This is a genomic window from Psychromonas aquatilis, from assembly GCF_038155185.1.
In the GTDB taxonomy this organism is placed as follows: domain Bacteria; phylum Pseudomonadota; class Gammaproteobacteria; order Enterobacterales; family Psychromonadaceae; genus Psychromonas; species Psychromonas aquatilis.
The window spans coordinates 22999-47193 of the sequence record NZ_JBAKAZ010000016.1 but is presented as its reverse complement, the minus strand read 5'-3'; the positions used below and the strand labels follow the sequence as shown (position 1 = coordinate 47193).

Sequence of the window (24195 nt, the reverse complement as noted above, 5' to 3'; positions counted from 1 at the left end):
TCAAATCAATGCACGACTATAGGAGGCGGTAAAATGACATTTTCACAGCAGCACCAAGTTAATACTTCCGCTGCACCAGAGAGGTGCAAATCCTTTACATTTGATGTTAATCAACAGGCAGAAAGTTTAAGACAATGGGAACAGCGCTATAATCAACATAGCAATGGCACCTTTAGCGGTTATTTAGATGAGTTAACATTAGGGGGAGTGCATTTTTTTGAGGAATTTACTAATCGTACTCTGCAACAACAGTGTTGTGTAAAACACGATAATTTATGGTTAGGGTTTTCTTTACAGAGCTTACGCCCCAAAATTAATAATAGTGATGTTTTAGCCGGGCAAATCATGACCCGACCTTCAGGGGTTGAGTTCGAGTTAATGACTCCGCCTGATTTTCATATTTACGGGTTAGTGATCAACAAGCATAGTTTAGATACTGAAATGATTGGGGCTGACTTCGACCTTTGGCAGGATAAAAGTACACACTTACAAGTATCCCAACCTGCACCCTATGTTAGTTATGAACTGGCTAAATTAATTAGCTTGTTATTAGGCAACAGTAATTCACCAATGGGGAGCACTCACTTACTTCAGGATGCAAGCCACTCAAGGCTAACCCGCTTAACACCTTTGATTACGTCTAAGGTGGCAGATCTGTTAATGCAGACGGAATATCAGCAGCATAATATCAGTGTGTCACAACAAACAACGCAGCGAGTGATCGCTGATATCACTGAATATATTCAAGAAACAGGTAACTACCCTCTTACGGTCACTGAGTTATGCCAAATCAGTAATGTCAGTCGTCGTGCATTACAATATTGCTTTGAACAAGGGTTGGGAGTTTCGCCTATTCAATACATCAGGGATTGTCGCTTAAATGAAATTAGAAGAGCGTTATTAAGTGCAAATAATCAAGATAGTATTGCCGATCTCGCATTAAACTTTGGTTTCTTTCATATCAGTACTTTTAATGCTTATTACAAAGAGTTATTTGCAGAAACGCCGACACAAACAATCCAGCGAGCAAGTCATTACTATCACCCAGTCCTTAGCAAAATAGCCACTACGCGACTTTAGATAAGGCACGGCATTGTTAAAAAAGATAAATGGGCGATTAAGCACTCAAATTGAGTACTTTAATTTGTTAACGCTATGTTATTATGATGATTAATTTTACCGATAGAAGTAGTTATTATGTCTCATCCTTTACTTGCTCGTGCCATCGATATTTGTAAATCAAACAATGTGCGCTTTACGCCTATTCGCCAACAGGTGTTTACATTAATGGCTGAACACAAAGGGGCGATTACAGCTTATGAATTATTAGAGCAGTTACAAAGAACTGACAGTAAGGCTAAACCGCCCACTATTTATCGTGCACTGGATTTTTTATTAGAGAATCACTTTATCCATAGAATTGAATCTTTAAACGCTTATTTGATGTGTAGCCACTTTGGTTGTGAACATGCGATGCAGCTTTTAATTTGTGATAGTTGTAAAACGGTAGTTGAGCTTAATGACTCGTTAATTGACGATGCTTTCTCTACTAAAGCAGATCAGTTTGGCTTTAAAATCACTAACAAAGTATTAGAGGCGCATGGCGTTTGTAATCAGTGTCTATAGTGCTTTGAGGGACAAAAAATAGGTAAAAAAAACCCTCAATACATGGAAGTATATTGAGGGAAACAAGGAATAAATCATGAAAATTTAAAACTTCAGATAATTAGTCTTCCTATTTTCAATTAAGTTCAAAAATAATACTAAATTATTAATGTGCTTCATCCCAGTTATCACCAACATCAGCATCAGCAATCAGTGGCACATCTAACTTAGCGGCATCCGCCATAATTGCTTGAATCTCTTTTGTGTAGGTTTCTACAGACTCTTCTTTAATAGCAAACACTAATTCATCGTGTACTTGCATTAGAATTTGTACGCTACCTTGTGGCTTCTGTTTTACCCACTCCGCCATGTCGATCATCGCTTTTTTGATGATATCTGCAGCTGTACCCTGCATTGGAGCATTGATTGCTGCACGTTCAGCGGCTTTCTTAAGCATACCGTTTTTAGCGTTAATATTAGGTAACTGTAGTCGACGACCAAAAATCGTTTCTACATAGGCTTTTTCATTGGCTAATAAACGCGTGTCTTCCATGTAAGTTAATACAGCCGGGTAACGACTGAAGTAACGGTCCATGTAAGTTTGCGCTTCTTGACGTCCAATGTTTAATTGCTTAGCTAAACCAAAGGCGCTCATACCGTAAATTAAACCAAAGTTAATGGCTTTAGCGCTACGACGTTGATCAACAGTCACTTCATCCAGCTCAACAGAGAATACTTCAGCTGCTGTCGCTTTATGGATATCTTTACCCGTTGAGAATGCCGTTAATAGACCTTCATCTTGCGATAGGTGCGCCATAATACGTAATTCAATTTGACTGTAATCGGCCGCGACAATTTTATAGCCAGGTTGTGCAATAAAGGCTTGGCGAATACGACGACCTTCACTGCTACGAATTGGAATATTTTGTAGATTTGGATCGCTTGATGATAAACGCCCAGTCACTGTTACTGCTTGATGATATGAAGTATGAAGACGACCTGTCTCTTCGTTAACCATTAATGGTAATTTATCTGTATAGGTCGATTTTAGTTTACTCAGTCCACGGTGCTCAATAATTAACTTAGGCAGAGGGTAAGTCAGTGCTAACTCTTGTAATACTTCTTCCGCTGTTGAAGGTGCACCTTTAGGGGTTTTCTTGATCACCGGAATGTTTAACTCTTCAAACAAAATAGTTTGTAACTGTTTTGGTGAACCTAAATTAAACGGTTTACCTGCTTCTTCGTATGCTTGCTCTTCTAACTCCAATAAACGCTTAGCAATTTCATTACTTTGCACTTTGAGTAGCTCGCTATCGATTTCAACACCACCTCTTTCAATATCTGAAAGTACAGTTAATAACGGCATTTCAATTTCATTTAATACGCTTAATAACTCAGGTGTTTCCTGTAAACGACTTTGTAACTCAAGATGTAGGCGTAACGTAATATCAGCATCTTCAGCAGCATAAGGCGCGGCTTCTTTAATCGCAATTTGGTTAAAGGTAAGTTGCTTTTTCCCCTTGCCCGCAATATCTTCAAAGCTAATGCATTTATGACCTAGGTATTTCAACGCTAAGGTATCCATATCATGCTTACCGGTACTGTCTAATACATAAGATTCGAGCATAGTATCAAAAGCAATACCCCCTAAGGTAATACCATGATTTAATAATACGCTGCGATCATACTTGAGGTTTTGGCCTACTTTTTTGTATTCATCTGACGATAACACAGGCTCTAATAGGGCCAATGTTTCTGTTAGGTCTAATTGTGCAGGTGCATCGATATAATCGTGTGTTAACGGTAAGTATGCCGCTTCAATAATAGGGTCTGCTTCTTCGCCTACATTAGTTTGAATAGCAAAAGATAAACCAACAATCTTAGCTTTCATGTAATCTAAGCTAGTGGTTTCTGTATCAAAAGCAAAAACATCAGCTTGCTTTAGCTTCTTAATCCATTGTAATAACTGACCTTTAGTATAAATCGTTTTGTAGCTATCACGGTCAACCATCGATTTCGCAGCCACAAACGCAGGATTTGCTTGGCTCTCTTGGCCTGAAGAAGCTTTCGCCACTAGGTTATCACCAGATAAAAGCGCCGCTAACCAACGTTTAAATTCTAATTTTCCAAATAACTTAATTAATTCATCAGTATCTTGTGGAATAGGTTTGAAGTCGTCATAACCCACCTCTAATTCAACATCTAATTTAATTGTCGCTAATTGGTATGAAAGACGCGCCATTGCTTCATTTTCTTGCATCTTTTTAGCCATGGTTTTACTACCACGGAAGCCTAGTGGTGCAAGTTTATCTAAGTTTTCATAGATACAATCCATATTACCTAGACCTTGCAACATTGCTAACGCGGTTTTTTCACCTACGCCAGGGACACCTGGAATATTATCGACTTTATCACCCATTAACGCTAAGTAGTCGATGATCATTTCCGGAGGAATACCAAACTTCTCATTAACACCAGGTACATCAAGGACGGTATTAGTCATGGTGTTAATTAAGTAAGTGTTTTCATCAACTAACTGCGCCATGTCTTTATCGCCAGTACTGATCAGGGTTTTAATCCCTTTTTTACTCGCTTGTAATGCCAATGTACCAATCACGTCATCGGCTTCTACACCAGGTACCGTTAAAATAGGTAAACCCATTGCTTTAATCACAGAATGCAGTGGTTCTATTTGGCTACGTAAATCATCTGGCATGCTAGGTCGGTTGGCTTTGTACTCAACATACATATCATCGCGAAAGGTTTTCCCTTTAGCATCAAAGACAACCACGATATGGGTTGGACTAAATTGCTTTAATAAGCTTTGTAGCATGTTTACTACACCATACACAGCACCAGTCGCTTCACCAGCTGAGTTGGTTAAATGTGGAGGAGAGAAGAAAGCTCTATATAAATAAGACGAACCATCAACAAGGACAAAGGGATTTTCAGGAACAACTGCCATAGATAACTACCTAACAAATAAAATAGTCTTATAGTATACCTATCACACTAAAAAATAGTCAGGCACTTTTGCAGTTTATTACTGTATATAAGCGATTAATTACCTGAATGAGGGGAGAATGATAAAAAATCAGAAAAGACAGCTATGGTTGCGATAAAAGGTAAGTATCCATTCACTTTTGTTCTGTAATACTCTGTGGATAACTCTGTTAACTGTTTTTTATAAAAAAAACAGGCACAAAAAGCATCCCAATAAGTTATTGTTTTTCAAAACAAATAACTATCAAAACAAATGAAAAGCTGTTAATTGATCAAAATGTAAAATGTGCATAACAAAAGTAACATTTGCACATTTTAGGGCTAATTAGCCCATATATTGCCCTACCGGGTTTGCATACATTTTTAATACAGTTTCCTGTAATTCAGGTGAAACCGCTTGTATGCGTGCTTTAAATGCCGCGATATCCTGTGCAGAGATATTATCGACATCTTGTTCTGCAGCAATTAAATTAGAGGGATGTAAAAAGTAGTTTTTATAGATTTGCGAGTCGACTTCTGTAGCAACGTCTTCTGCCGTTTCGTAATCATCTTCTAAAGGTTTACCAAAAGAAACATGAACATGGCCTTTTTGGCCCATAATGCCACTGACGATACTTTCAATATCTTCAAACTCTGACTTGTTATACGCACCAGATTCAGCCATTTCATATAATTCACGCGCTTTTTGTTGATCACATGGATCAAGCTCGTATGAAACCGCTACAGGTACAATATTTAAAGACTTAATATACTCTGGAAATGGTACCTTTTGCTTTTTACCATGAACATAAAACATCTTAATAATCGCAGGGTCAGTTTTATCAAAGCCATCTTTTGCTCGGCCTTCTTTCTGCGCAATCCAGATACTGCTATCTTCTTTTAGTGACGTAAAAATAAAGTCAGATAATGTCTGCAATGACTTCATCATCTCACGTACGCCACTAACAGAGCGTTGAACAATAAAGCTTTTATTCATACGCATTAAGTCTGAAACATACGGTTTACTTAATAAGTTATCACCAATCGCAATACGAACTGTGTGAAAATTCTCTAAACGCAGTGCCCAGTTTACAAAAGACGGGTCCATTGCGATATCACGATGATTAGACACAAATAGATAGTTTTTTTCAGGATCAAGACCTTCTAACCCAGAATAACTAAATTTTGTCGTCGTAGTGTCGATCATATATTTAACGTATTTACCAACCACTTGTTGCATTTTATCAATGCTATCAATCCCAGACCATTTGTATAAAAAGTAACGGCGTAACAAAGGTTTCAGGATAAATGAGAGGTACTTTGATAATTTAGGATAGCGAAAACTAAGGATCGCTTCCATGAACTCATCACTATTAATAACCCGCTTAATAGCTGGTTGGATCTCTTGATCATTGTAAGGACGAATTTCACTAAATTTATCAACGTTAGTTGGCATTGTTTATTTCTCTAAAAAATGGATGACGTATTTTACATACTTTTAGTCGCTATCGCGAATAAGATTTATTGATTAAGCGAGGTAAACTGAATAATAGGATTATTTTACATCAAAATAACAGCAAAATAATCAAATAACAACTACACAAGCAACACTTAATTAATATTTTCGTATGGGAGTTTAACAATCATTTTAGCCTATTAAACTACCCATTAACGTTAATTGATCGCTTATATTTTAAATAAAAGCAAAAGCATCACCGTAAATATGTTCAATTAAAGCACCTTGTTTCACAAAGTCTTCACGCGCTACTTTAGCCATTTCAAATCGGCCAACGATGTATATATCAAACATAGATAAGTCGCTAAAATCAGCGAGTACGGCTTGATGTACGTAACCATGTTTACCTAACCAACCTTCCTCTGGTAACTCTACAACAGGATGGAAATTGATATTGCTATGTTCAGTAGACCAGTCGATTGCTTGCTCTTCGAAATAGAAGTGAGAATACTCTTTTACTCCCCAGTACAAATGGACAGGGTTTTTAAGGTTTAATTCAACTATGCTTTCTAATATCGACTTCACATAAGAAAAACCAGTGCCGCCAGCCATTAAAATAATAGGACGAGATGAATCTTCACGTAAATAAGCAACACCATTTGCAATTTCAACTTCTAGAGGCTCGCCAGATTGCATTTTTTCAACAACTTGCATTGCATATTTATTTTCAGGCGTTGCACCGATATGTAATTCAATTAAATCATTTGAAGGCGCATTCGCAATAGAGAAATGGCGCTTATCCCCCTCACCCATGATCACTGAAACATATTGACCAGCCTTAAAAGAAACACTTTTTGTTGGCTTTAAAAATATACGGTATAAAAACGCATTAAGCTTTTCAATTGAAGCTACATTACAAGTTGTTTGAGGCATTTTTTTCTCTTTAATGTTAAGGAAATAATACTGCAATGATTATCACACTTTGCAGGTACTGCTACATTATTACAAAATATCTAGTTCGTTCCAAAGATCGTCTATTTTTTCTTTGACCTTCTCATCCATTACGATTGGTGTTCCCCACTCTCGAGTGGTCTCACCTTCCCATTTATTGGTCGCATCCAATCCCATTTTTGAGCCTAAGCCCGAAACCGGTGAAGCAAAGTCCAAGTAATCAATCGGAGTGTTCTCGACTAATGTGGTATCTCGACTTGGATCCATACGTGTCGTAATCGCCCACATAACATCATTCCAATCTCGTACATTAACATCATCATCACAAACAATAATGAATTTCGTGTACATAAATTGGCGTAAAAAAGACCAAATCCCTAACATCACACGTTTAGCATGACCAGGATAACTCTTCTTCATCGATACAACAGCCATGCGGTATGAACAACCTTCTGGCGGTAAGTAGAAGTCTACAATTTCAGGAAATTGCTTTTTAATGATCGGTACGAATACTTCATTTAATGCAACACCTAAAATTGCCGGTTCATCAGGTGGACGGCCAGTGTAAGTACTATGATAAATGGGATCTTTTCTGGTAGTAACATGAGTCACTGTCATTACTTGGAAATCATCCACTTCATTGTAATAACCAGTATGATCTCCATAAGGGCCTTCAGGTGCTTCCTCACCTGGCATTAAATACCCTTCTAAGATGATTTCAGCGGTCGCTGGTACATCTAAATCATTGCTTATTCCGCTAGCAACTTTTGTTCTTGATCCACGTAATAAGCCAGCAAACGCATATTCTGATAATGTATCTGGTACAGGTGTCACCGCTCCTAAAATAGTCGCTGGATCAGCACCCAATGCGACACTCACAGGGAAAGGTTTACCTGGGTTGGATTCTTGCCACTCATGAAAATCAATTGCGCCACCACGATGCGATAACCAACGCATAATAATTTTGTTTTTCGAGATTAATTGCTGACGATATATGCCAAGATTTTGACGTTTTTTGTAAGGGCCACGTGTGATCGTTAATCCCCAAGTAATCAATGGAGCGACATCACCCGGCCAACATTTCATGATCGGTAATTTAGTTAAGTCAACCTCTTCGCCTTCCATCACCACTTCCTGACAAGCAGGTGATTTGATGCGTTTAGTAGGCATATTGAGAACTTGTTTAAAGATAGGCAACTTTTCCCACATTGCCTTCATACCTTTAGGTGGCTCAGGCTCTTTTAAGTAAGCTAACCACTCACCCACTTCACGTAATTCTTTAACCTCTTCTTTGCCCATACCTAACGCAACACGCTCAGGTGTACCAAATAAGTTGGTTAATACTGGCGTATCATAGCCTTTAGGGTTTTCAAATAATAAAGCAGGTCCACCAGCACGCAAAGTACGGTCAGATATTTCAGTCATTTCTAGGTTAGGATCAATTTCTTTTGTGATCCTTTTCAATAACCCTTTTTCTTCTAACTGACTTAAGAAATCACGTAAATCATCAAATTTCATGTTCACCTACTACAGCAAATTAATTATACGGTCTTACATATTACGAGGGAAAAACACCTACATTCAAGTAATATTTAAGGCAAAAAAAACGCTACCTGAGTAGCGTTATTATTCCATCTAAATAGGATGGTTATTATTTAGTTTTTTGATTTTTCATTGCATCAAAGAAGTCATCATTAGTTTTGCTTAGACCTAGCTTATCAATCATGAATTCTGTTGCACCAATCTCGCCCATTGGATGTACAATCTTACGTAAAATCCACATACGCTGTAACTCATCAGACTTAGTAAGTAGCTCTTCACGACGCGTACCAGAACGAGTGATATCAATTGCTGGATATACACGTTTTTCAGATAATTTGCGATTTAAGTGGATTTCAGAGTTACCTGTACCTTTAAACTCTTCATAGATAACTTCATCCATTTTAGAGCCTGTATCGATCAAGGCTGTTGCAAGAATAGTTAAACTGCCACCTTCTTCAACATTACGCGCAGCACCAAAGAAGCGCTTAGGACGATGTAGTGCATTGGCATCAACACCACCGGTTAATACTTTGCCTGAGCTTGGAATAACGGTGTTATAAGCACGTGCTAAACGTGTTATTGAATCTAATAGAATCACCACATCTTTTTTATGCTCAACAAGGCGTTTTGCCTTTTCAATTACCATTTCAGCAACTTGAACGTGACGGTTAGCCGGTTCATCAAAAGTAGATGCAACCACTTCACCACGTACTAAACGGCGCATTTCTGTTACTTCTTCAGGACGTTCATCGATTAATAATACGATAAGTTCTGCTTCTGGGTGATTAATTGAAATACTTTGTGCAAGATTTTGCAGCAGCATTGTTTTACCAGCTTTTGGTGGTGCAACGATCAATCCACGTTGACCTTTACCAATTGGTGAAACTAAATCTAAAATACGTGCTGTGATGTCTTCTGTACTACCACTACCATTTTCTAAACGTAAACGGTCATCTGGATGAATCGGTGTTAAGTTTTCAAATAAGATTTTGTTACGTGAGTTTTCTGGTTTATCGAAGTTTACTTGCATTATTTTTAACAATGCAAAATAACGCTCACCTTCTTTAGGCGGTCTAATCTTACCCTCTACACTATCACCCGTACGTAGGTTAAAACGACGAATCTGACTTGGAGAAATATAAATATCATCAGGACCAGCTAGATAAGAACTATCCGAGCTACGTAAAAATCCAAAACCATCTTGTAATATCTCTAAAACACCAGCACCGAAGATATCAGCACCACTTTTAGCTTGGGATTTTAAGATGGCGAAGATGATATCTTGCTTTCTAAGACGGGCTAAATTTTCTAGCCCCATTGAAGTTCCAAGCTCAACAAGCTCAGGTACAGGTGTGTTTTTTAATTCGGTTAAATTCATAGTTTAATTTGATGTTTTTATTGGGATAAAGGGTAGATCGTTTGAATTCGGATAACATGAACATTGGATTGCTCATATTTTGAACGTAAGGTAGCATTAAAAATTAAAGCTGTCCAGAATGAAGATCAAGTGTTCGAAAGTTAATCTTCATTCTGATGAATATATTAAACGTTAGCGTCTAAAAATTCCGTAAGTTGTGACTTAGAAAGCGCACCAACTTTAGTTGCAGCAACTTTGCCGTCTTTAAATAATAATAACGTTGGGATACCACGGATACCAAATTTAGGTGGTGTAGCGCTGTTTTCGTCAATATTTAATTTACCAACAGTTACTTTGCCTTTGTACTCTTCAGCAACTTCTTCCAAGATTGGAGCGATCATTTTACAAGGACCACACCATTCAGCCCAAAAATCAACTAGTACAGGGCTAGATGCATTGATTACGTCTGCATCAAAAGTTACATCACTTAATGTGACAATGTTTTCATTTTCGCTCATTTTTATCTCCAGAAAAGATTTAATAGTTAAAAGTGACTATACCATGGTCACTAATAAAATATATTTTAGTTATTTGAATCGATCTCAATATTTATTGCAAGTATTAAATGCTATGATCAGCGAATGAATAAAACACACTTAACTCAAACAAAATTTTCAGACTTACCTCTAGAGGCAAGTCTACTTTCAGGTTTAACCGCTAAAGGGTTCGAATACTGTACACCTATTCAAGCTTTATCACTGCCAATCACTTTACAAGGTAAAGACATTGCAGGGCAAGCCCAAACAGGGACAGGGAAAACTCTTGCGTTTTTACCTGCTGTATTCCATCACCTATTGGTTAATCAAGCACCTGAAAATCGCCGTAAGAATCAGCCTAGAGCTATTATTTTAGCCCCTACGCGTGAGCTTGCGATTCAAATCCATAAAGATGCAATCTCACTTTCTGAGTCAACATCTCTGCACCTTGGTTTAGCATATGGGGGCGAGAAAGTAGAAATTCAACAGAATAAGCTAGAAAAAGGTGTTGATATTTTAATTGGCACTTGTGGCCGTATAATAGACTTTGTAAAACAAGGTATTATCAGCCTAGATTCTATTCAATCTGTTGTCTTAGATGAAGCTGATCGTATGTTCGATTTAGGCTTTATTAAAGATATTCGCTACTTATTCCGTCGCATGCCACCGGCAAACCAACGCTTAAACTTATTATTTTCAGCAACCTTGTCACATAAAGTACAAGAACTTGCTTTTGAACATATGAATAGCCCAGAACATGTTCAAATTGAACCTGAAGTAATGACTTCAGCCAATATTACTGAAGAATTATTCTACCCATCAAACGAAGACAAAATGTTATTGCTACTGAGTCTGATGGAAGATGAATGGCCAGAAAAAGCCATCGTATTTGCCAATACCAAACATGCTTGTGAAAAAGTATGGGGTTATTTAGCCGGTGACGGTCATCGTGCAGGTTTATTAACAGGTGATGTTCCACAGAAAAAACGTGAGCAAATCTTAAAACAATTCACCGATGGCGATATTGATATCTTAATTGCGACTGATGTAGCAGCTCGTGGTTTGCATATTCCTAAGGTATCGCATGTATTTAACTTCGATTTACCTGATGACTGTGAAGATTATGTTCACCGTATTGGACGTACAGGTCGAGCAGGTGAAAAAGGATTAGCGATTAGTTTAGCTTGTGAAAAATACGTATTTAATTTGCCTTCTATCGAAGAATATATTAAACATAACATTCCAGTAAGTGAATATGATAAAGATTCATTATTAGATTCATTGCCTGTCATGAAAGTAACAAAATATAAAGTTAACCCTAACAATCGTAAAGATAATTACCATAGGTCGCATAAAAGATAATATGACAGCAGCAAATTACACCATTATTGACTTAGGCTCGAATAGCTTTCACATGCTGACGGTAACCAAGCACGATAATGGGTTTAACGTAGTTTCAAAACATAAACAGAAAGTACGTTTAGCTGCTGGCCTAAATGGTGATAAAGAACTCGATAAAGCAACGATGGAGAAAGGCTGGGCTTGCCTAGAAAATTTCAAATTGTTGCTTGATCAGATTAACCCCGTGACAATACTCATCACAGCAACTGCTGCTCTAAGAATAGCCGTAAATAGCCCAATATTCATTAAAAAAGCTGAACGTATTCTTGGCCAACCAATTAATCTTATTTCTGGTATTCAAGAAGCACGTACTATTTTTAAAGGTGTCTCATTTACCGAGCAAACTGATCAAGAGCTATTAGTGTTGGATATTGGTGGTGCGAGTACTGAGCTTGTTTTAGGAAAAGCGAATAATATACATGTTGCCAATAGTCTTAATATCGGTTGTGTAACTTGGTTAAGTCATTACTTTGCCGATGGGTTATTAACTGAATATAACTTTAACAATGCAATAAATGCAGCAAAACAAGTTATTTCCACAGTAAAATCACAATATATCGAGTTTAAGTGGGAGCTTACATTAGGCGCTTCTGGAACGATTCAAGCGGTCAATGAGATAAACCAAGTACAGCAATTAAGTCAAAATTTATCTATTGAATTATTACAACAAATCAAACAACAATGCATACAATGCCAAACCGTTGAAAACATCAATATAGTAGGCTTACAAAACTCCAGAAAACCAGTTTTTGCTAGCGGTTTAGCGATTTTAATTGCTCTTTTTGAGTCGCTCGATATTGATGAGATGCAGCTCTCTAGAGGCGCTTTAAGAGAAGGTTTAATTAGCATGATGTTCACAGGCCAAACCGACTTCAATTAGTCTTTACCCGCTAATACTTCCTTTCCCAACAATAAAATCACAGAGAATTAACTAACCTAAAAGAAAGTTAAAAGTGTTATGCTGATATTTTTAATAATATTAAAAATGGGCTGAATATGAACAGTATAAAGCTAAGCGTTATTTGTATATTAGTATTGTTATCTACTGCTTGTAGCATGCAGCAAGTGAAAAGTAATAGCACCGCCTTTTATGTCAGTGACTTTATCCCGTCAGGTAATTTAGTGGTGACAGCTGCCTCCCCAGAAAAAAGTACTTCCTTAGAGTTTATGAACTACAAACAAAAGTTTGAAGAAAAGCTGTCTAATGCTGGTTATAACATTGTTAATAGCATTGATCAGGCTGATTATATTGCAGAAATTGATTATAAAATTACGCCAGGGGAAACCTTGATCTCTTCATCACCTGTGTATGCAACAGGCTCATATCGCTTTGGTCGATCGTTTAGCCTAGGAGCAAATCGAGCGGTTTCGTCATCGACAGATGCCATTACCTTATATGATAAGTTAATTACCTTAGAAATTATGAAAGCGACAACAGAAACAACCTCTGAAAATAGTAAGGTTTATGAGTCACGCATAAAAAGTTTAGGAAGCTGTGCTGACCTAGCGGGTGTATTCGATCCTTTATTAACCACCCTATTTAATAACTTCCCCGGAGAAAACGGTAAAACAATGACAACCACCGTTACCTATCAGGGAGAGTGCGACGATTAAATATGATCATCATATATTTGATAGCTCTCTTTAGAGCTGTCATTCAAGTTGTTAAATCGCTCAAGACAATCCAGGTAAAACATGATCAGATTGTGGCCCTCTTATAGCGCACTAACATCAACACCATTCACTCCAAACTGATCTTTATACCAATCTGTAAAATTAACAGGTCAGTTTCATCCAATCCCTAAAGCAAATACTTTTCACCCTTCGAGATCTTCGCTTAGATAGATACTCAATAAAACAAAGTACTTCGTTGCATTTTACTTAGATGAAGTTTGTTTTAGTTTTTTACTTTGATGCAAGCAGGGAGACTAAAGTCACCGCCCCGAAGCGAACGTCAATACTATTCCGCTTAGATAGATACTCACCCATTTATTAACGCTAGGTCTACTCACTTTCAGGAACCTTACTTTGACTTTAGGGCGGTGGACGAATTAAGCCTCAGCTTAGTATCATGAGCAGAGAAGCTCTGCGACTCCTTTTCAAGAACCTTGTTTTGACTTTGGGGCGGTCAGCGAATTAAGCCTCAGCTTAGTATTATGAGCAGAGAAGCTATGCGACTCCTTTTCAAGAACCTTGTTTTGACTTTGGGGCGGTGGGCGAATTAAGCGTCAGCTTAGTCTCATGAGCGGAGAAGCTCTGCGACTCCTTTTTTTAGCCTCCCCTGTAAATGCAGTTAATAAAACCAAGCACTTCGCTGCATTTTACTTAGATGAAGTTTTTTTTAGTTTTTTACTTTGATGCAAGCAGGGAGACTAAAGTCACCGCCCCGAAGCGAACGTCAACGTCAATACTACTCCGCTTAGATAGTTATTCACCTATTTATTAACACTAGGTCTACTCGTTTTTAGGAACTGAGCAATTTGGGTCGTGAATGACCATCTTGAAAATGTGCTAAAGCCAGTAAACGCATTTTCATTTGTAATGAAGTTTGCTTACGGGCAAATACTTTAAAATCTGTCTTTTTTATGTGCTCTATCTTGAGTTGCTTTAATCGCAATAGATAAATCAATTAGATCGTATTTTTACTTAGATTGGTATTGTAGACTTTCTCGTTTCAGCTCATTTTAATTAACAGACCAACGAAAATTGAAGATTTGATGGGGTGTTGCATCCACTAAAAATTTAACAGGTGTTGCGTTTATGTGAGGTTTTGTAACATTTTAGATAAAAACTATCGATATCGCGCATTTCATCTCCACTTTGACGATAATATAAGCTTAAATACCTGAAAACACCCAATCATCATACAATATGAACTTAAGTTATTAAATTACATGAGAAAATAGACAATAAAAGTCATAATAAGCTGCTATCTAAAAATAAAAATAGCTGACTTAGCGAACAAAAATAAGCGCGAATTAACTCAAAATGAGAGTGAACGCTCAAAATAAATTCTTTTATGTAGCAAATTTGTTAATGATAAGTATCGTTGCCCACAACAAAGCAAGTCTTTAACGAAATGATAATTTAAAGGAATAAAAAATGAGTAAACAACATTCATTAATTGGACAGTGTATCGCTGAGTTTATCGGTACAGCGCTATTGATATTTTTTGGTGTAGGGTGTGTTGCAGCGTTAGTATTAACAGGCGCTAGCTTTGGTCAATGGGAAATAAGCATCATGTGGGGAATGGGCGTTGCCGTTGCAATTTATTGTACTGCAGGTGTTTCTGGCGCTCATATTAATCCAGCCGTAACAATCGCACTGGCTTTATTTCATGGCTTTAACAAAAGCAAAGTTATCCCATATATCATCTCTCAATTATTAGGTGCATTTTGTTCAGCAGCATTAATTTATGCCTTATACAGCAATTTATTTAGCGATTATGAAATTGCTCATAACTTTGTACGTAGCAGTGAAGCAGCGCTTTCAACGGCTGGTATCTTTTCAACATACCCGCATCCAGCACTTAGCTTTTTCGGTGCATTCTCAGTTGAGTTTGTGATAACGGCAGTCCTAATGTTTGTGATTTTAGCATTAGGTGATGAAAATAATGGCGCGCCACGTGGCCCTTTAAACCCCGTTTTAATCGGTGTATTAATCGCCGTTATCGGTGGTTCGCTAGGTCCCCTAACCGGATTTGCAATGAACCCAGCACGTGACTTTGGTCCAAAATTATTTGCTTACTTTGCCGGATGGGATTTTGCGCTAACGGGTGCGAAAGAGATACCTTACTTTATCGTTCCTATTTTAGCTCCAATTTTTGGCGCATGTTTTGGCGCATGGGTATACCCTAAGGTGATTTCACCTTACCTACCAGAAACTGGACACGGTTGTACTATCCCAAATGAATGCGACTAATCAGCAATAAATTCAGCTATTAATAGCGCAACTTAAACGCGTCATTAATAACTCAAAACTAATATTAAGTAGAAAGGAAAAACTCATGACAGATAAAAAATATATAGTGGCTTTAGACCAAGGAACAACTAGCTCTCGTGCAGTTATTCTTGATCACGATGCAAATATTGTTAGTGTTTCACAGCGTGAATTTACACAAATTTATCCGCACTCAGGTTGGGTTGAACATGATCCAATGGAAATTTATGCAACACAAAGCTCTGTGTTAACTGAGACACTAGCGAAAGCAAGTATTCGTAGTGATCAAGTTGCAGCAATCGGTATCACTAACCAACGTGAAACCACTATTGTTTGGAACAAAGAAACCGGCAAGCCTGTATATAACGCAATCGTATGGCAATGTCGTCGTACTGCTGCTATCTGTGAAGAATTAAAAACACACGAAGGCCTAGAAGACTATGTACGTGAAAATACTGGTCTGATGCTTGACCCTTACTTCTCAGGTACAAAAATTAAATGGATTTTAGACAATGTTGAAGGCGCAAGAGAAGACGCAGAAGCTGGCAAACTATTATTTGGTACTGTCGATACTTGGTTAATCTGGAAAATGACACAAGGCCGTGTTCATGTAACTGATTACACTAATGCTTCACGTACAATGCTATTTAATATCAACACATTAGAGTGGGATGAAAAGCTACTTAAAGAGCTAGGTATTCCAAAATCAATGATGGCTGAAGTAAAAAGCTCTTCAGAAGTTTATGGTAAAACCAACATTGGTGGTACAGGCGGTACACGTATCCCTATCGCTGGTATTGCAGGCGATCAGCAAGCTGCGCTTTACGGACACATGTGTGTTGAAAAAGGCCAAGCAAAAAATACCTATGGTACAGGTTGTTTCTTGTTAATGAATACAGGAAAAGAAAAAATAACGTCGACACACGGTCTATTAACGACCCTAGCTTGTGGTCCTCGAGGCGAACCAAGCTATGCTTTAGAGGGTGCGGTATTTATGGGCGGTGCATCAATTCAATGGCTTCGTGATGAGATGAAAATCTTATCAGATGCAAAAGACTCTGAATATTTTGCGACTAAAGTTGGTTCATCTAATGGTGTGTACGTTGTTCCTGCATTCACTGGCTTAGGTGCTCCTTATTGGAACCCATATGCTCGCGGTACTATTGTAGGTTTAACAAGAGGTACAAACTCTAACCACATTATACGTGCAACCTTAGAAAGTATTGCTTACCAAACACGTGATGTTTTAGATGCAATGCAAGCCGATTCAAATATCCAACTTGCATCATTACGTGTAGATGGCGGAGCGGTAGCCAACAACTTCTTAATGCAATTCCAATCAGATGTATTAAATACAGCTGTTCATCGCCCTGCTATTACTGAAGTAACGGCATTAGGCTCAGCTTACCTTGCAGGTATTGCAGTAGGTTACTGGGATGGTTTAGATGAGCTTGCTAACAAAGCATCAATTGAGCGTTCATTCGAACCTGTTGCTGTACAAGAAAAACGTCAACAACGCTATAACGGTTGGAAGCGCGCTGTTAAGTGTGCGACTGTTTGGGCTGACTTACATAACGAAGATAATGAAGATACGCCTTAATTAGTCGGTGATATTTTAATTTTATTAAAGAGCGCTTATTGCGCTCTTTTTCATTTGATTAATAACCAATCCAACATATTCATAGCCTTTAAACAGCAGTTCGAAACCTAAGGCTCACTATACGCTCAAAAAGAGTGTAAATTCTTGCTATTTCTCATACCTGCGCAGTAAACTGATTGTATTTAATAGCAATAATAGGAATTACAAAAGTGAAACAAACGACCAGACATCAGGAAATAGTTAATCTTGTTCAAAAAAATGGGTTTGTTAGTACTGACAGTCTTGTTGAACATTTTAATGTAAGCCCACAAACAATTCGCCGCGATCTAAATGAACTTGCCGATGAAAATAAGATCCGTAGACACCACGGTGGTGCGACAACACAACAAAGCTCTGTTAATAGCTCATATAGCGACCGTAAAATCCGTCAGTCACATGCTAAAGATAGTATCGCTGCTGCACTTGTTAAATATATTCCAGATGGCGCCACTTTATTTATTGATATCGGTACAACTCCCGAATCGGTTGCAAAAGAGTTAGTTAAAAAACATAAAGATTTACGCATTGTTACCAATAATATCAATGTCGCTGGTATTTTAATGGGCAACAAAGATTTTAAAGTGATTCTTGCCGGCGGTGAAGTACGAAATAGAGATGGTGGAATCGTTGGTGAAGCTACCTTAGACTTTATCAAGCAGTTCCGTTTAGACTTTGGCATCATAGGTATCAGTGGAATAGATTATGATGGTTCACTGTTAGATTTTGATTACCATGAAGTACGCGTTAAACAAGCAATTATCGAAAATAGTCGCAGTGTTTTTCTGGCTGTGGACCATACTAAATTTGGCCGTAATGCGATGGTTAATTTAGGTAATATCAGTGAATTAGATATGTTAATAACAGACTTAACGCCACCAGATGAAATCGTTTCTATCCTTAAAGAGCACGATATTCCCCTTAACGTAATCGACTTTGAAGCACTACCAGAATAGTTTATAAAGAATAGTGAGAGCAGTTATATAACCTCTCTCACTATCACTGATATGACCTTGGGTAGGCACAATAAAAATAGCTTGATCTATCCAAGAGCAATTATTAATTATCAGCTTTAATGGCTAATAACTGCTGCGTAAACTCTGCAAAACCATAACCACCAGATTTGCTCATTATTACCTCAGGATGAAACTGAAGTTGGCTCCAATAGTTTTTAATATTAGCGACTCCAACACTTTTCGGTAATGCGGCAAACATAAATTGATCATTTAATGAGTCTCCCACATAACAAACTTGTGAAAGAATTTCAGAGGTCGATAAGCCTTTTTCCTGTAAGAAAGAAAAAGAGGTCGCCTTTTTAGAGTGTTCGCCATACCAACTATTAATATGAATTGAACTAGCTGTTGCATTCGCCCCTAATTGTTTAATTTTAGAGACGATCTCCTCGATAATAGGCGCAGCAACAGGGTCACAATTCTGACCAATATCAATGGCAACCTCGCATAAACGATAAGACTGATCCAAAGTAAAATTAAGTTCAGGGTAATCAGCTAAAATCGACTCTACCTGCTCCTTTAAGGTTGCTTGTTTTTGTGCAATGGTTGGCAATGGCACTCCTGACTTAAGCGTCAAGTTACCAGCCTCTTTCTCCATAATAAAAGCACCATTTTCACCGATCACAGCATCCACTGGCCACAGTTGTGCAATATGATCACACCAACCAGCACAAGCGCCTGTCACGGCAACCACTTTAAGCCCAGCTTGTTGTAACTCAGCCAAAGCAATTAACGTTTCAGGTGGTAATTGTCCATGCCAGGTTAAAGTATCATCGACATCTGTCAGTACCCATTTCACCTCGTTCCAATCGCTGGTTAAGGCATCTTTTAATGGCTTCATTGTATTTCCTTGCGCATTATTGAAAGCATTTATTATTTTGATTATTGGCACCTTACAGATGCCATGACCTTATAATAAGTTAGGTAAGAACATCACCAGACTTTCCGAGTAAGTTAAGATCATTAACACAATAAATAATGCTAATAATAAAGGAGCAACCTCACGTACAAAGTCCATTAGTTTTACTTTCAATATGGAACAAACCGTAAACATCATCGAGCCAAATGGTGGTGTGACCCCGCCAATCATAATGTTAACAATAACAATGATGCCGAAATGCACAGGGTTTACACCAAGATTCAGTACTGCCGGTAGTAATAGTGGCGTTAGGATGATCATCGCCGCCCCGCCCTCTATGAACATTCCTACAATCAATAACAGTAAGTTAATCAGCATTAATAAGACTAATTTATTATCCGTTACTTGAATTAAGGCAGATGCAACATTCTGTGGAATTTGCTCCAGAGTCATGTAGTAACCAAATATCATTGCACCAATAATAATGAACATCACACTACTGGTACCTTGGATCGTCTCTTTGAAGATTGCAGGAAGGTGTATCACCTTTAATTCACGATAAACAAAGAAACCTATAATGGCACACAGTAAAACAGCAATGGCGCCTGCTTCGGTAGGTGTAAATAAACCAAAACGCATCCCTAAAATAATCCCAAATGGAATCAATAACGCAGGAATTGCTTTACCTAGATAATGCAATCGCTCTTTACCTGGCGCAGGCTCTGAACGTGACGGCGCATATTTCCGACGTCTAGCAATAATAGCAATTGTCACCATGAGAGATAATGCCATCATAAAGGCAGGTACATAGCCCGCAATAAACATTTCATGTACAGAAACATTCGCTAACAACGCATAAATAATTAAGTTAATACCAGGTGGGATAACCGGACTTATACTCGATGATGCGGCGGTGATCGCAGCAGTAAAGGGTAAGTCATAACCGCGCTTGGTCATTTCAGGTGCTAGGATTTTAGATTGCATTGCCGCATCAGCATTAGCCGATCCTGAAATACCACCCATTAACGTACTTAAGGCAACATTAACATGGGCAAGACCACCTGTTTTATGGCCAATCAATGAATCAGCCAATGATAATAAACTACGACTAATACCTGAATAGTTCATGACTGACCCCACCATAATAAAGAAGGGTATGGCTAACAAGGGAAATGATGAAGCCGATGATATGAATCGTTGCATCACTAATGTCACCGGAATAGAGGTATTAATAAATAAAAAATACACTAAAGAAGAAGCAATTAAAGAAAATGCAATGGGTATATTTAATAAAAATAACGAGAATAAAATAATAATTGGAAGATAGATTTCCACGATGTCACCTATATATTATCTGACTGCGACGATTCAATATCGCCACTTTGCTGAGGTTTTTGGAGCTTTTTAATGTCTTTAAAAATAAAATTAAGCGTATGAATAGACATCAAAGAGAAACACAGAAATAGCACACCATTAATGGTGAAATAAGACATTCCCATTACCGGCGTGACTTTGTTAGACAACATCATGTAATCGTAACTTAAGTATGCGAGAATTAAATTAATCGCTAATAAGAAAAAACAAATAACAATATTAAATGGGACTTTGGCTTGTTCAGGCAATAATGCGATGATCACATCAACTCCCATATGGAGCTTATGCTTATAACAAGAGCTAATACCAAAATACACAGACCAAATGAAGCAAATAACCGCTAGCTCTTCGCTCCATGGCACAACAAAACCAAAACCATAACGTAAAAATACATTAATAATTACCATCGAAATGGTAATAGAAATAGCAACAGATGCTAATATTTCTTCAAAATTTTTAAATAAGAAGCCCATGACTTCTCCTACTCGTTAACTCATTGTTCTCTTTGAAAACAACCAGCTTAGTGACACTTTGTGACTGCGAAAGTACATCGTTTATAAAGGGGTATTTTCGTTATTCAGCTCTAAAAAAGATGCTGCTTTATTGTTAAGACAATAAAACAGCATTATTTTAAAACAATTAACTAATATGTTTGGCGTTACTCATTCTTATAGATAGTTAATAACTTTAATTAAGTACAAGATTAAGCCTGATCACGCCATTATATTTATTCAGCAGCGCGAATCTTTTCAAGTTCTGCGCCGATTTTGCTACGGATATCACTGCTCCATTCTGGGAACTGGTTATATACATCAGCAGTTAATTTACTAAATTCTGCGCTATCAACTTCGTTGAATTTAACGCCTAATTCTTCTAGTTTTTGTGTGTATTCAGCATCAAGTTTAACTAACTCTTTAGTATTTGAAGCGGCACCAGCGGCAAACTCTTCATTAACAATTTGTTGTTGCTCAGGTGTAAATTTATCCCATAACGTAGGTGAAATATAAAGGCCAACTGTCCCTAGGAAATGTTTAGTTAATGACATGTTTTTAGCAACTTCGTACATTTTAGTTGAGTACATTGTTAAGATTGAACCTTCAAGACCATCAACAACACCTTGTTGAACACCAGCGTAAGTTTCAGGGAAAGGTAATGATGCAGGCGCAGCACCCATCGCTGTTAATGTGCTAATAAATAATTGACTACCCGGTACACGAATACGCATTCCAGCCATATCAGCCGCACTTTTAATTTCTTTATTAGTGATCATATGACGGAAACCAAACATGTAATCAGCATTCAATATTTTGATACCTTTAGCTTCTACTTGTGCCGTTAAATCAGCAACTAATGGCGTATCCATCATGGCTAAGTACTCATCATATGAGTTGTATAGCATCGGGCCAGCTAACGCAGCGAAGTCTGGAACGTAATCACCTAGGTAACTTAAGTCTTCAACGGCAATCCAATCTGCACCATTAACAACTTGCTCAAGGTTATCTTTATAAACAGGTAATTGACCACCTGGGTAAACTTTAATATTAATGCCACCATCAGTACGTTCGCGGATTTTATCTGTCGCTTTAATTAATTCTTGTGTCAGTAGCTCATTTTGAGTGAACACTAAACTCATATTGATATCGATAGGCTTTATCACATCTTTAGACGATGCTGTTGTATCAGCTGCTTTTTCGCCACAACCGACGAGTAAAGTGACGGCTGTTAATAGAGTTCCAATGACCTTTATCATAATTAGTACCTTTGTTTATGGCATTAGGTTATTTAATGCATATATGTAAATAAAAACTGTTTGTTAATCTGTATGCTTATTAAGCAATATATTATTCAAATGAACATTTGTAGAGTCATATGAAAAGCGTTATTGTGCAAACAATAGTTAACAAAAATGTAGACTAGGACATATAAATAACAGCAAATTGTTAAAGTTTTATGACAACCTGTAATAATGTTGGTTTTTTCATATGTTCTGAAATATATTACTCCAGAAGTTCAAATGAACATTTATAGGTAGATTTATGATAGCAGGTCATCGCGGTGCAGCTTCGCTAGCACCAGAAAACACATTATCAGGTTTTCAAAAAGCAATTGATTCAGGTGTTAAATGGATTGAGCTTGATACACAACTTAGTGCAGATAACATCCCTGTTATCTTTCATGATGAAACGGTAGATCGTTGTACCAATGGTAAAAGTAAGGTAGCCGATCTGACTTTTGCCGAATTAACAGCACTAGATGCTGGTAGCTGGTTTTCAGAAGAATTTGCAGGTGAAAAAATTCAATCTTTGGCACAAACGCTAGCCTTTTTTATGGCTAATGATCTATCAATGAATTTAGAAATTAAAATTCATCATGATCATCAAGTACCCCCGCTAATTGAGCATGTTGCTAAAGTACTAGAAGAGATAAACTTTCCACATGAAAAATTGATTATTTCTAGTTTTTCAGCATTAGCATTAGTACATTGCCGTAAAAGAATGCCAAGCGTTCGTTTAGGTTATATCACTGAACATGATCCCCTTCCTATGTTAAGTCAGCTTCAAGAATTAAACCTCTATAGCATGCACTTAGATCACAAAATATTATCTGAAGAGATGGCAAAAGAGATCTTACAAGCGGGGCTAAAATTAGTGATATGGACCCTAAATGATCTGCAACAAGCGAGTAAATTTAGAAGCTGGGGAGTGGAAATGATCATCACTGATAAACCGGATCTATTCGCCCAAGCATGATTAAATTAAATGCACGCCAACAAACGATTCTCGCTCGTTTAAGAAGTAATGAAGATATTCAGATAGATACAATGGCTGAATATTTTCAAGTAACAACACAAACCATTCGTCGCGATGTTAACCAGCTCTGTAAAGCAGGTTATGCTCGCCGTATTCATGGTGGTGTTGGTTTACCAGTGCAATTAACCAATACCAGTTACCAATTACGCAGTGATTTAGAGTTTGATGTCAAAGATAAGATCGCTAAACAAGTCGCTAATTCGATCCCCGATGGGGCAACGCTGATGATGGGTATTGGTACCACTGTTACACGTATTGCTTATTATTTAAAAACGAAAAACCGAGTGATCACCAATAATTTACAAGTGGTCAAGATCTTAGAGCCTAACCCGGAGATTGAAGTCTATGTTGCAGGTGGTTTATTTAGATCTCAGCAACAAGATATAGTCGGTCATAGCGTATTAACCTTTTTTAATAGTTTTGAAGCTGATATTGGTATATTCGGCTGTGCAGCTGTTACTGAAAGTCATATTGCAATGGAACATGAAACGGCTGAATCTGAGCTATCGCAGAGTATTTTAAATAACTCTCGACAAACTTGGTTAGTAGCAGATGCAAGTAAATGGTCAAGATCAGCGTCAGTTAAAGTCGCGCCATTATCGCGGTTTGATCAAATTTACAGTAACCAAACAAACTTACCTGATGATCTAGCGGTTACTACAATATAAGTGATAGATAGCAAGGGATTAAAACGGCAATGACGGTGTTAGTGACTATCAATGTTTTTATACACA

General features: G+C 37.6%; 20 protein-coding genes. 10 read left to right on the top strand and 10 right to left on the bottom strand.

Features of this window, described 5'->3' with window-relative positions:
- Positions 1–33: 33 nt before the first annotated feature.
- Positions 34–1080, top strand: a complete 1047-nt coding sequence (locus V6256_RS06190; RefSeq protein WP_341597205.1) for a helix-turn-helix domain-containing protein — start codon at positions 34–36, stop codon at positions 1078–1080.
- 117 nt (positions 1081–1197) lie between these two features.
- On the top strand, positions 1198–1626 hold the full coding sequence (locus V6256_RS06185; protein WP_341597204.1) for a transcriptional repressor: 429 nt from the start codon (positions 1198–1200) through the stop codon (positions 1624–1626).
- Between the two features lie 145 nt (positions 1627–1771).
- Here the strand turns inward: V6256_RS06185 and polA are convergent, their stop codons facing one another.
- From polA to trxA, 6 genes are all read right to left on the bottom strand, one after another.
- Positions 1772–4570 carry a DNA polymerase I gene (gene polA, locus V6256_RS06180; RefSeq protein WP_341597203.1) on the bottom strand — a complete coding sequence of 933 codons (2799 nt, stop codon included), beginning with the start codon at positions 4568–4570 and terminating at the stop codon, positions 1772–1774.
- A gap of 363 nt (positions 4571–4933) precedes the next feature.
- Positions 4934–6043 (bottom strand): 1-acyl-sn-glycerol-3-phosphate acyltransferase, encoded by a 1110-nt coding sequence (locus tag V6256_RS06175; protein WP_341597202.1) that lies wholly within the window; start codon positions 6041–6043, stop codon positions 4934–4936.
- Positions 6044–6280: 237 nt separating this feature from the next.
- Positions 6281–6976: an NAD(P)H-flavin reductase gene (fre, locus tag V6256_RS06170; RefSeq protein WP_341597201.1), complete on the bottom strand. Its 696-nt coding sequence runs from the start codon at positions 6974–6976 to the stop codon at positions 6281–6283.
- A gap of 69 nt (positions 6977–7045) precedes the next feature.
- On the bottom strand, positions 7046–8512 hold the full coding sequence (gene ubiD, locus V6256_RS06165; RefSeq protein ID WP_341597200.1) for a 4-hydroxy-3-polyprenylbenzoate decarboxylase: 1467 nt from the start codon (positions 8510–8512) through the stop codon (positions 7046–7048).
- A gap of 133 nt (positions 8513–8645) precedes the next feature.
- Positions 8646–9914: a transcription termination factor Rho gene (rho, locus tag V6256_RS06160; protein WP_341597199.1), complete on the bottom strand. Its 1269-nt coding sequence runs from the start codon at positions 9912–9914 to the stop codon at positions 8646–8648.
- A gap of 164 nt (positions 9915–10078) precedes the next feature.
- Complete coding sequence (trxA, locus tag V6256_RS06155; RefSeq protein WP_341597198.1) at positions 10079–10411, bottom strand: thioredoxin TrxA; 333 nt, start codon at positions 10409–10411, stop codon at positions 10079–10081.
- A 123-nt stretch (positions 10412–10534) separates the two neighbouring features.
- Between trxA and rhlB the strand changes: the two genes are divergently transcribed.
- The 6 genes from rhlB (at position 10535) to V6256_RS06125 (ending at position 18361) form a co-directional block, all read left to right on the top strand.
- Positions 10535–11791, top strand: a complete 1257-nt coding sequence (gene rhlB / locus V6256_RS06150; RefSeq protein WP_341597197.1) for an ATP-dependent RNA helicase RhlB — start codon at positions 10535–10537, stop codon at positions 11789–11791.
- Between the two features lies 1 nt (position 11792).
- Positions 11793–12710: a Ppx/GppA phosphatase family protein gene (locus V6256_RS06145; RefSeq protein ID WP_341597196.1), complete on the top strand. Its 918-nt coding sequence runs from the start codon at positions 11793–11795 to the stop codon at positions 12708–12710.
- Between the two features lie 116 nt (positions 12711–12826).
- Positions 12827–13444, top strand: a complete 618-nt coding sequence (locus V6256_RS06140; protein WP_341597195.1) for a hypothetical protein — start codon at positions 12827–12829, stop codon at positions 13442–13444.
- Positions 13445–14932: 1488 nt separating this feature from the next.
- Complete coding sequence (locus V6256_RS06135) at positions 14933–15751, top strand: MIP/aquaporin family protein (protein ID WP_341597194.1); 819 nt, start codon at positions 14933–14935, stop codon at positions 15749–15751.
- Positions 15752–15836: 85 nt separating this feature from the next.
- On the top strand, positions 15837–17369 hold the full coding sequence (gene glpK, locus V6256_RS06130) for a glycerol kinase GlpK (protein WP_341597193.1): 1533 nt from the start codon (positions 15837–15839) through the stop codon (positions 17367–17369).
- A 209-nt stretch (positions 17370–17578) separates the two neighbouring features.
- The gene (locus tag V6256_RS06125) at positions 17579–18361 is read left to right on the top strand and encodes a DeoR/GlpR family transcriptional regulator (RefSeq protein ID WP_341597192.1); all 783 of its coding nucleotides are present in this window, start codon (positions 17579–17581) and stop codon (positions 18359–18361) included.
- A 103-nt stretch (positions 18362–18464) separates the two neighbouring features.
- Here the strand turns inward: V6256_RS06125 and V6256_RS06120 are convergent, their stop codons facing one another.
- The 4 genes from V6256_RS06120 to V6256_RS06105 form a co-directional block, all read right to left on the bottom strand.
- Positions 18465–19259, bottom strand: a complete 795-nt coding sequence (locus V6256_RS06120; RefSeq protein ID WP_341597191.1) for an HAD-IIB family hydrolase — start codon at positions 19257–19259, stop codon at positions 18465–18467.
- Between the two features lie 69 nt (positions 19260–19328).
- Positions 19329–20612 carry a TRAP transporter large permease gene (locus tag V6256_RS06115; protein ID WP_341597190.1) on the bottom strand — a complete coding sequence of 428 codons (1284 nt, stop codon included), beginning with the start codon at positions 20610–20612 and terminating at the stop codon, positions 19329–19331.
- An 8-nt stretch (positions 20613–20620) separates the two neighbouring features.
- On the bottom strand, positions 20621–21124 hold the full coding sequence (locus tag V6256_RS06110) for a TRAP transporter small permease (protein ID WP_341597189.1): 504 nt from the start codon (positions 21122–21124) through the stop codon (positions 20621–20623).
- Positions 21125–21378: 254 nt separating this feature from the next.
- The gene (locus V6256_RS06105) at positions 21379–22401 is read right to left on the bottom strand and encodes a C4-dicarboxylate TRAP transporter substrate-binding protein (RefSeq protein ID WP_341597188.1); all 1023 of its coding nucleotides are present in this window, start codon (positions 22399–22401) and stop codon (positions 21379–21381) included.
- A gap of 286 nt (positions 22402–22687) precedes the next feature.
- Between V6256_RS06105 and V6256_RS06100 the strand changes: the two genes are divergently transcribed.
- Positions 22688–23401, top strand: a complete 714-nt coding sequence (locus tag V6256_RS06100) for a glycerophosphodiester phosphodiesterase family protein (protein WP_341597187.1) — start codon at positions 22688–22690, stop codon at positions 23399–23401.
- On the top strand, positions 23398–24129 hold the full coding sequence (locus tag V6256_RS06095; RefSeq protein WP_341597186.1) for a DeoR/GlpR family DNA-binding transcription regulator: 732 nt from the start codon (positions 23398–23400) through the stop codon (positions 24127–24129). Before V6256_RS06100 ends, V6256_RS06095 begins: the two co-directional genes overlap by 4 nt.
- Positions 24130–24195: the final 66 nt, after the last annotated feature.

Coding starts and splice junctions, on each gene's coding strand:
- rhlB (WP_341597197.1), top strand. CDS start 10,535: ATGAATAAAACACACTTAACTCAAACAAAATTTTCAGACTTACCTCTA.
- V6256_RS06185 (WP_341597204.1), top strand. CDS start 1,198: ATGTCTCATCCTTTACTTGCTCGTGCCATCGATATTTGTAAATCAAAC.
- polA (WP_341597203.1), bottom strand. CDS start 4,570: ATGGCAGTTGTTCCTGAAAATCCCTTTGTCCTTGTTGATGGTTCGTCT.
- V6256_RS06110 (WP_341597189.1), bottom strand. CDS start 21,124: ATGGGCTTCTTATTTAAAAATTTTGAAGAAATATTAGCATCTGTTGCT.
- V6256_RS06145 (WP_341597196.1), top strand. CDS start 11,793: ATGACAGCAGCAAATTACACCATTATTGACTTAGGCTCGAATAGCTTT.
- trxA (WP_341597198.1), bottom strand. CDS start 10,411: ATGAGCGAAAATGAAAACATTGTCACATTAAGTGATGTAACTTTTGAT.
- V6256_RS06100 (WP_341597187.1), top strand. CDS start 22,688: ATGATAGCAGGTCATCGCGGTGCAGCTTCGCTAGCACCAGAAAACACA.
- V6256_RS06095 (WP_341597186.1), top strand. CDS start 23,398: ATGATTAAATTAAATGCACGCCAACAAACGATTCTCGCTCGTTTAAGA.
- V6256_RS06120 (WP_341597191.1), bottom strand. CDS start 19,259: ATGAAGCCATTAAAAGATGCCTTAACCAGCGATTGGAACGAGGTGAAA.
- V6256_RS06135 (WP_341597194.1), top strand. CDS start 14,933: ATGAGTAAACAACATTCATTAATTGGACAGTGTATCGCTGAGTTTATC.
- ubiD (WP_341597200.1), bottom strand. CDS start 8,512: ATGAAATTTGATGATTTACGTGATTTCTTAAGTCAGTTAGAAGAAAAA.
- rho (WP_341597199.1), bottom strand. CDS start 9,914: ATGAATTTAACCGAATTAAAAAACACACCTGTACCTGAGCTTGTTGAG.
- glpK (WP_341597193.1), top strand. CDS start 15,837: ATGACAGATAAAAAATATATAGTGGCTTTAGACCAAGGAACAACTAGC.
- V6256_RS06105 (WP_341597188.1), bottom strand. CDS start 22,401: ATGATAAAGGTCATTGGAACTCTATTAACAGCCGTCACTTTACTCGTC.
- V6256_RS06140 (WP_341597195.1), top strand. CDS start 12,827: ATGAACAGTATAAAGCTAAGCGTTATTTGTATATTAGTATTGTTATCT.
- fre (WP_341597201.1), bottom strand. CDS start 6,976: ATGCCTCAAACAACTTGTAATGTAGCTTCAATTGAAAAGCTTAATGCG.
- V6256_RS06190 (WP_341597205.1), top strand. CDS start 34: ATGACATTTTCACAGCAGCACCAAGTTAATACTTCCGCTGCACCAGAG.
- V6256_RS06175 (WP_341597202.1), bottom strand. CDS start 6,043: ATGCCAACTAACGTTGATAAATTTAGTGAAATTCGTCCTTACAATGAT.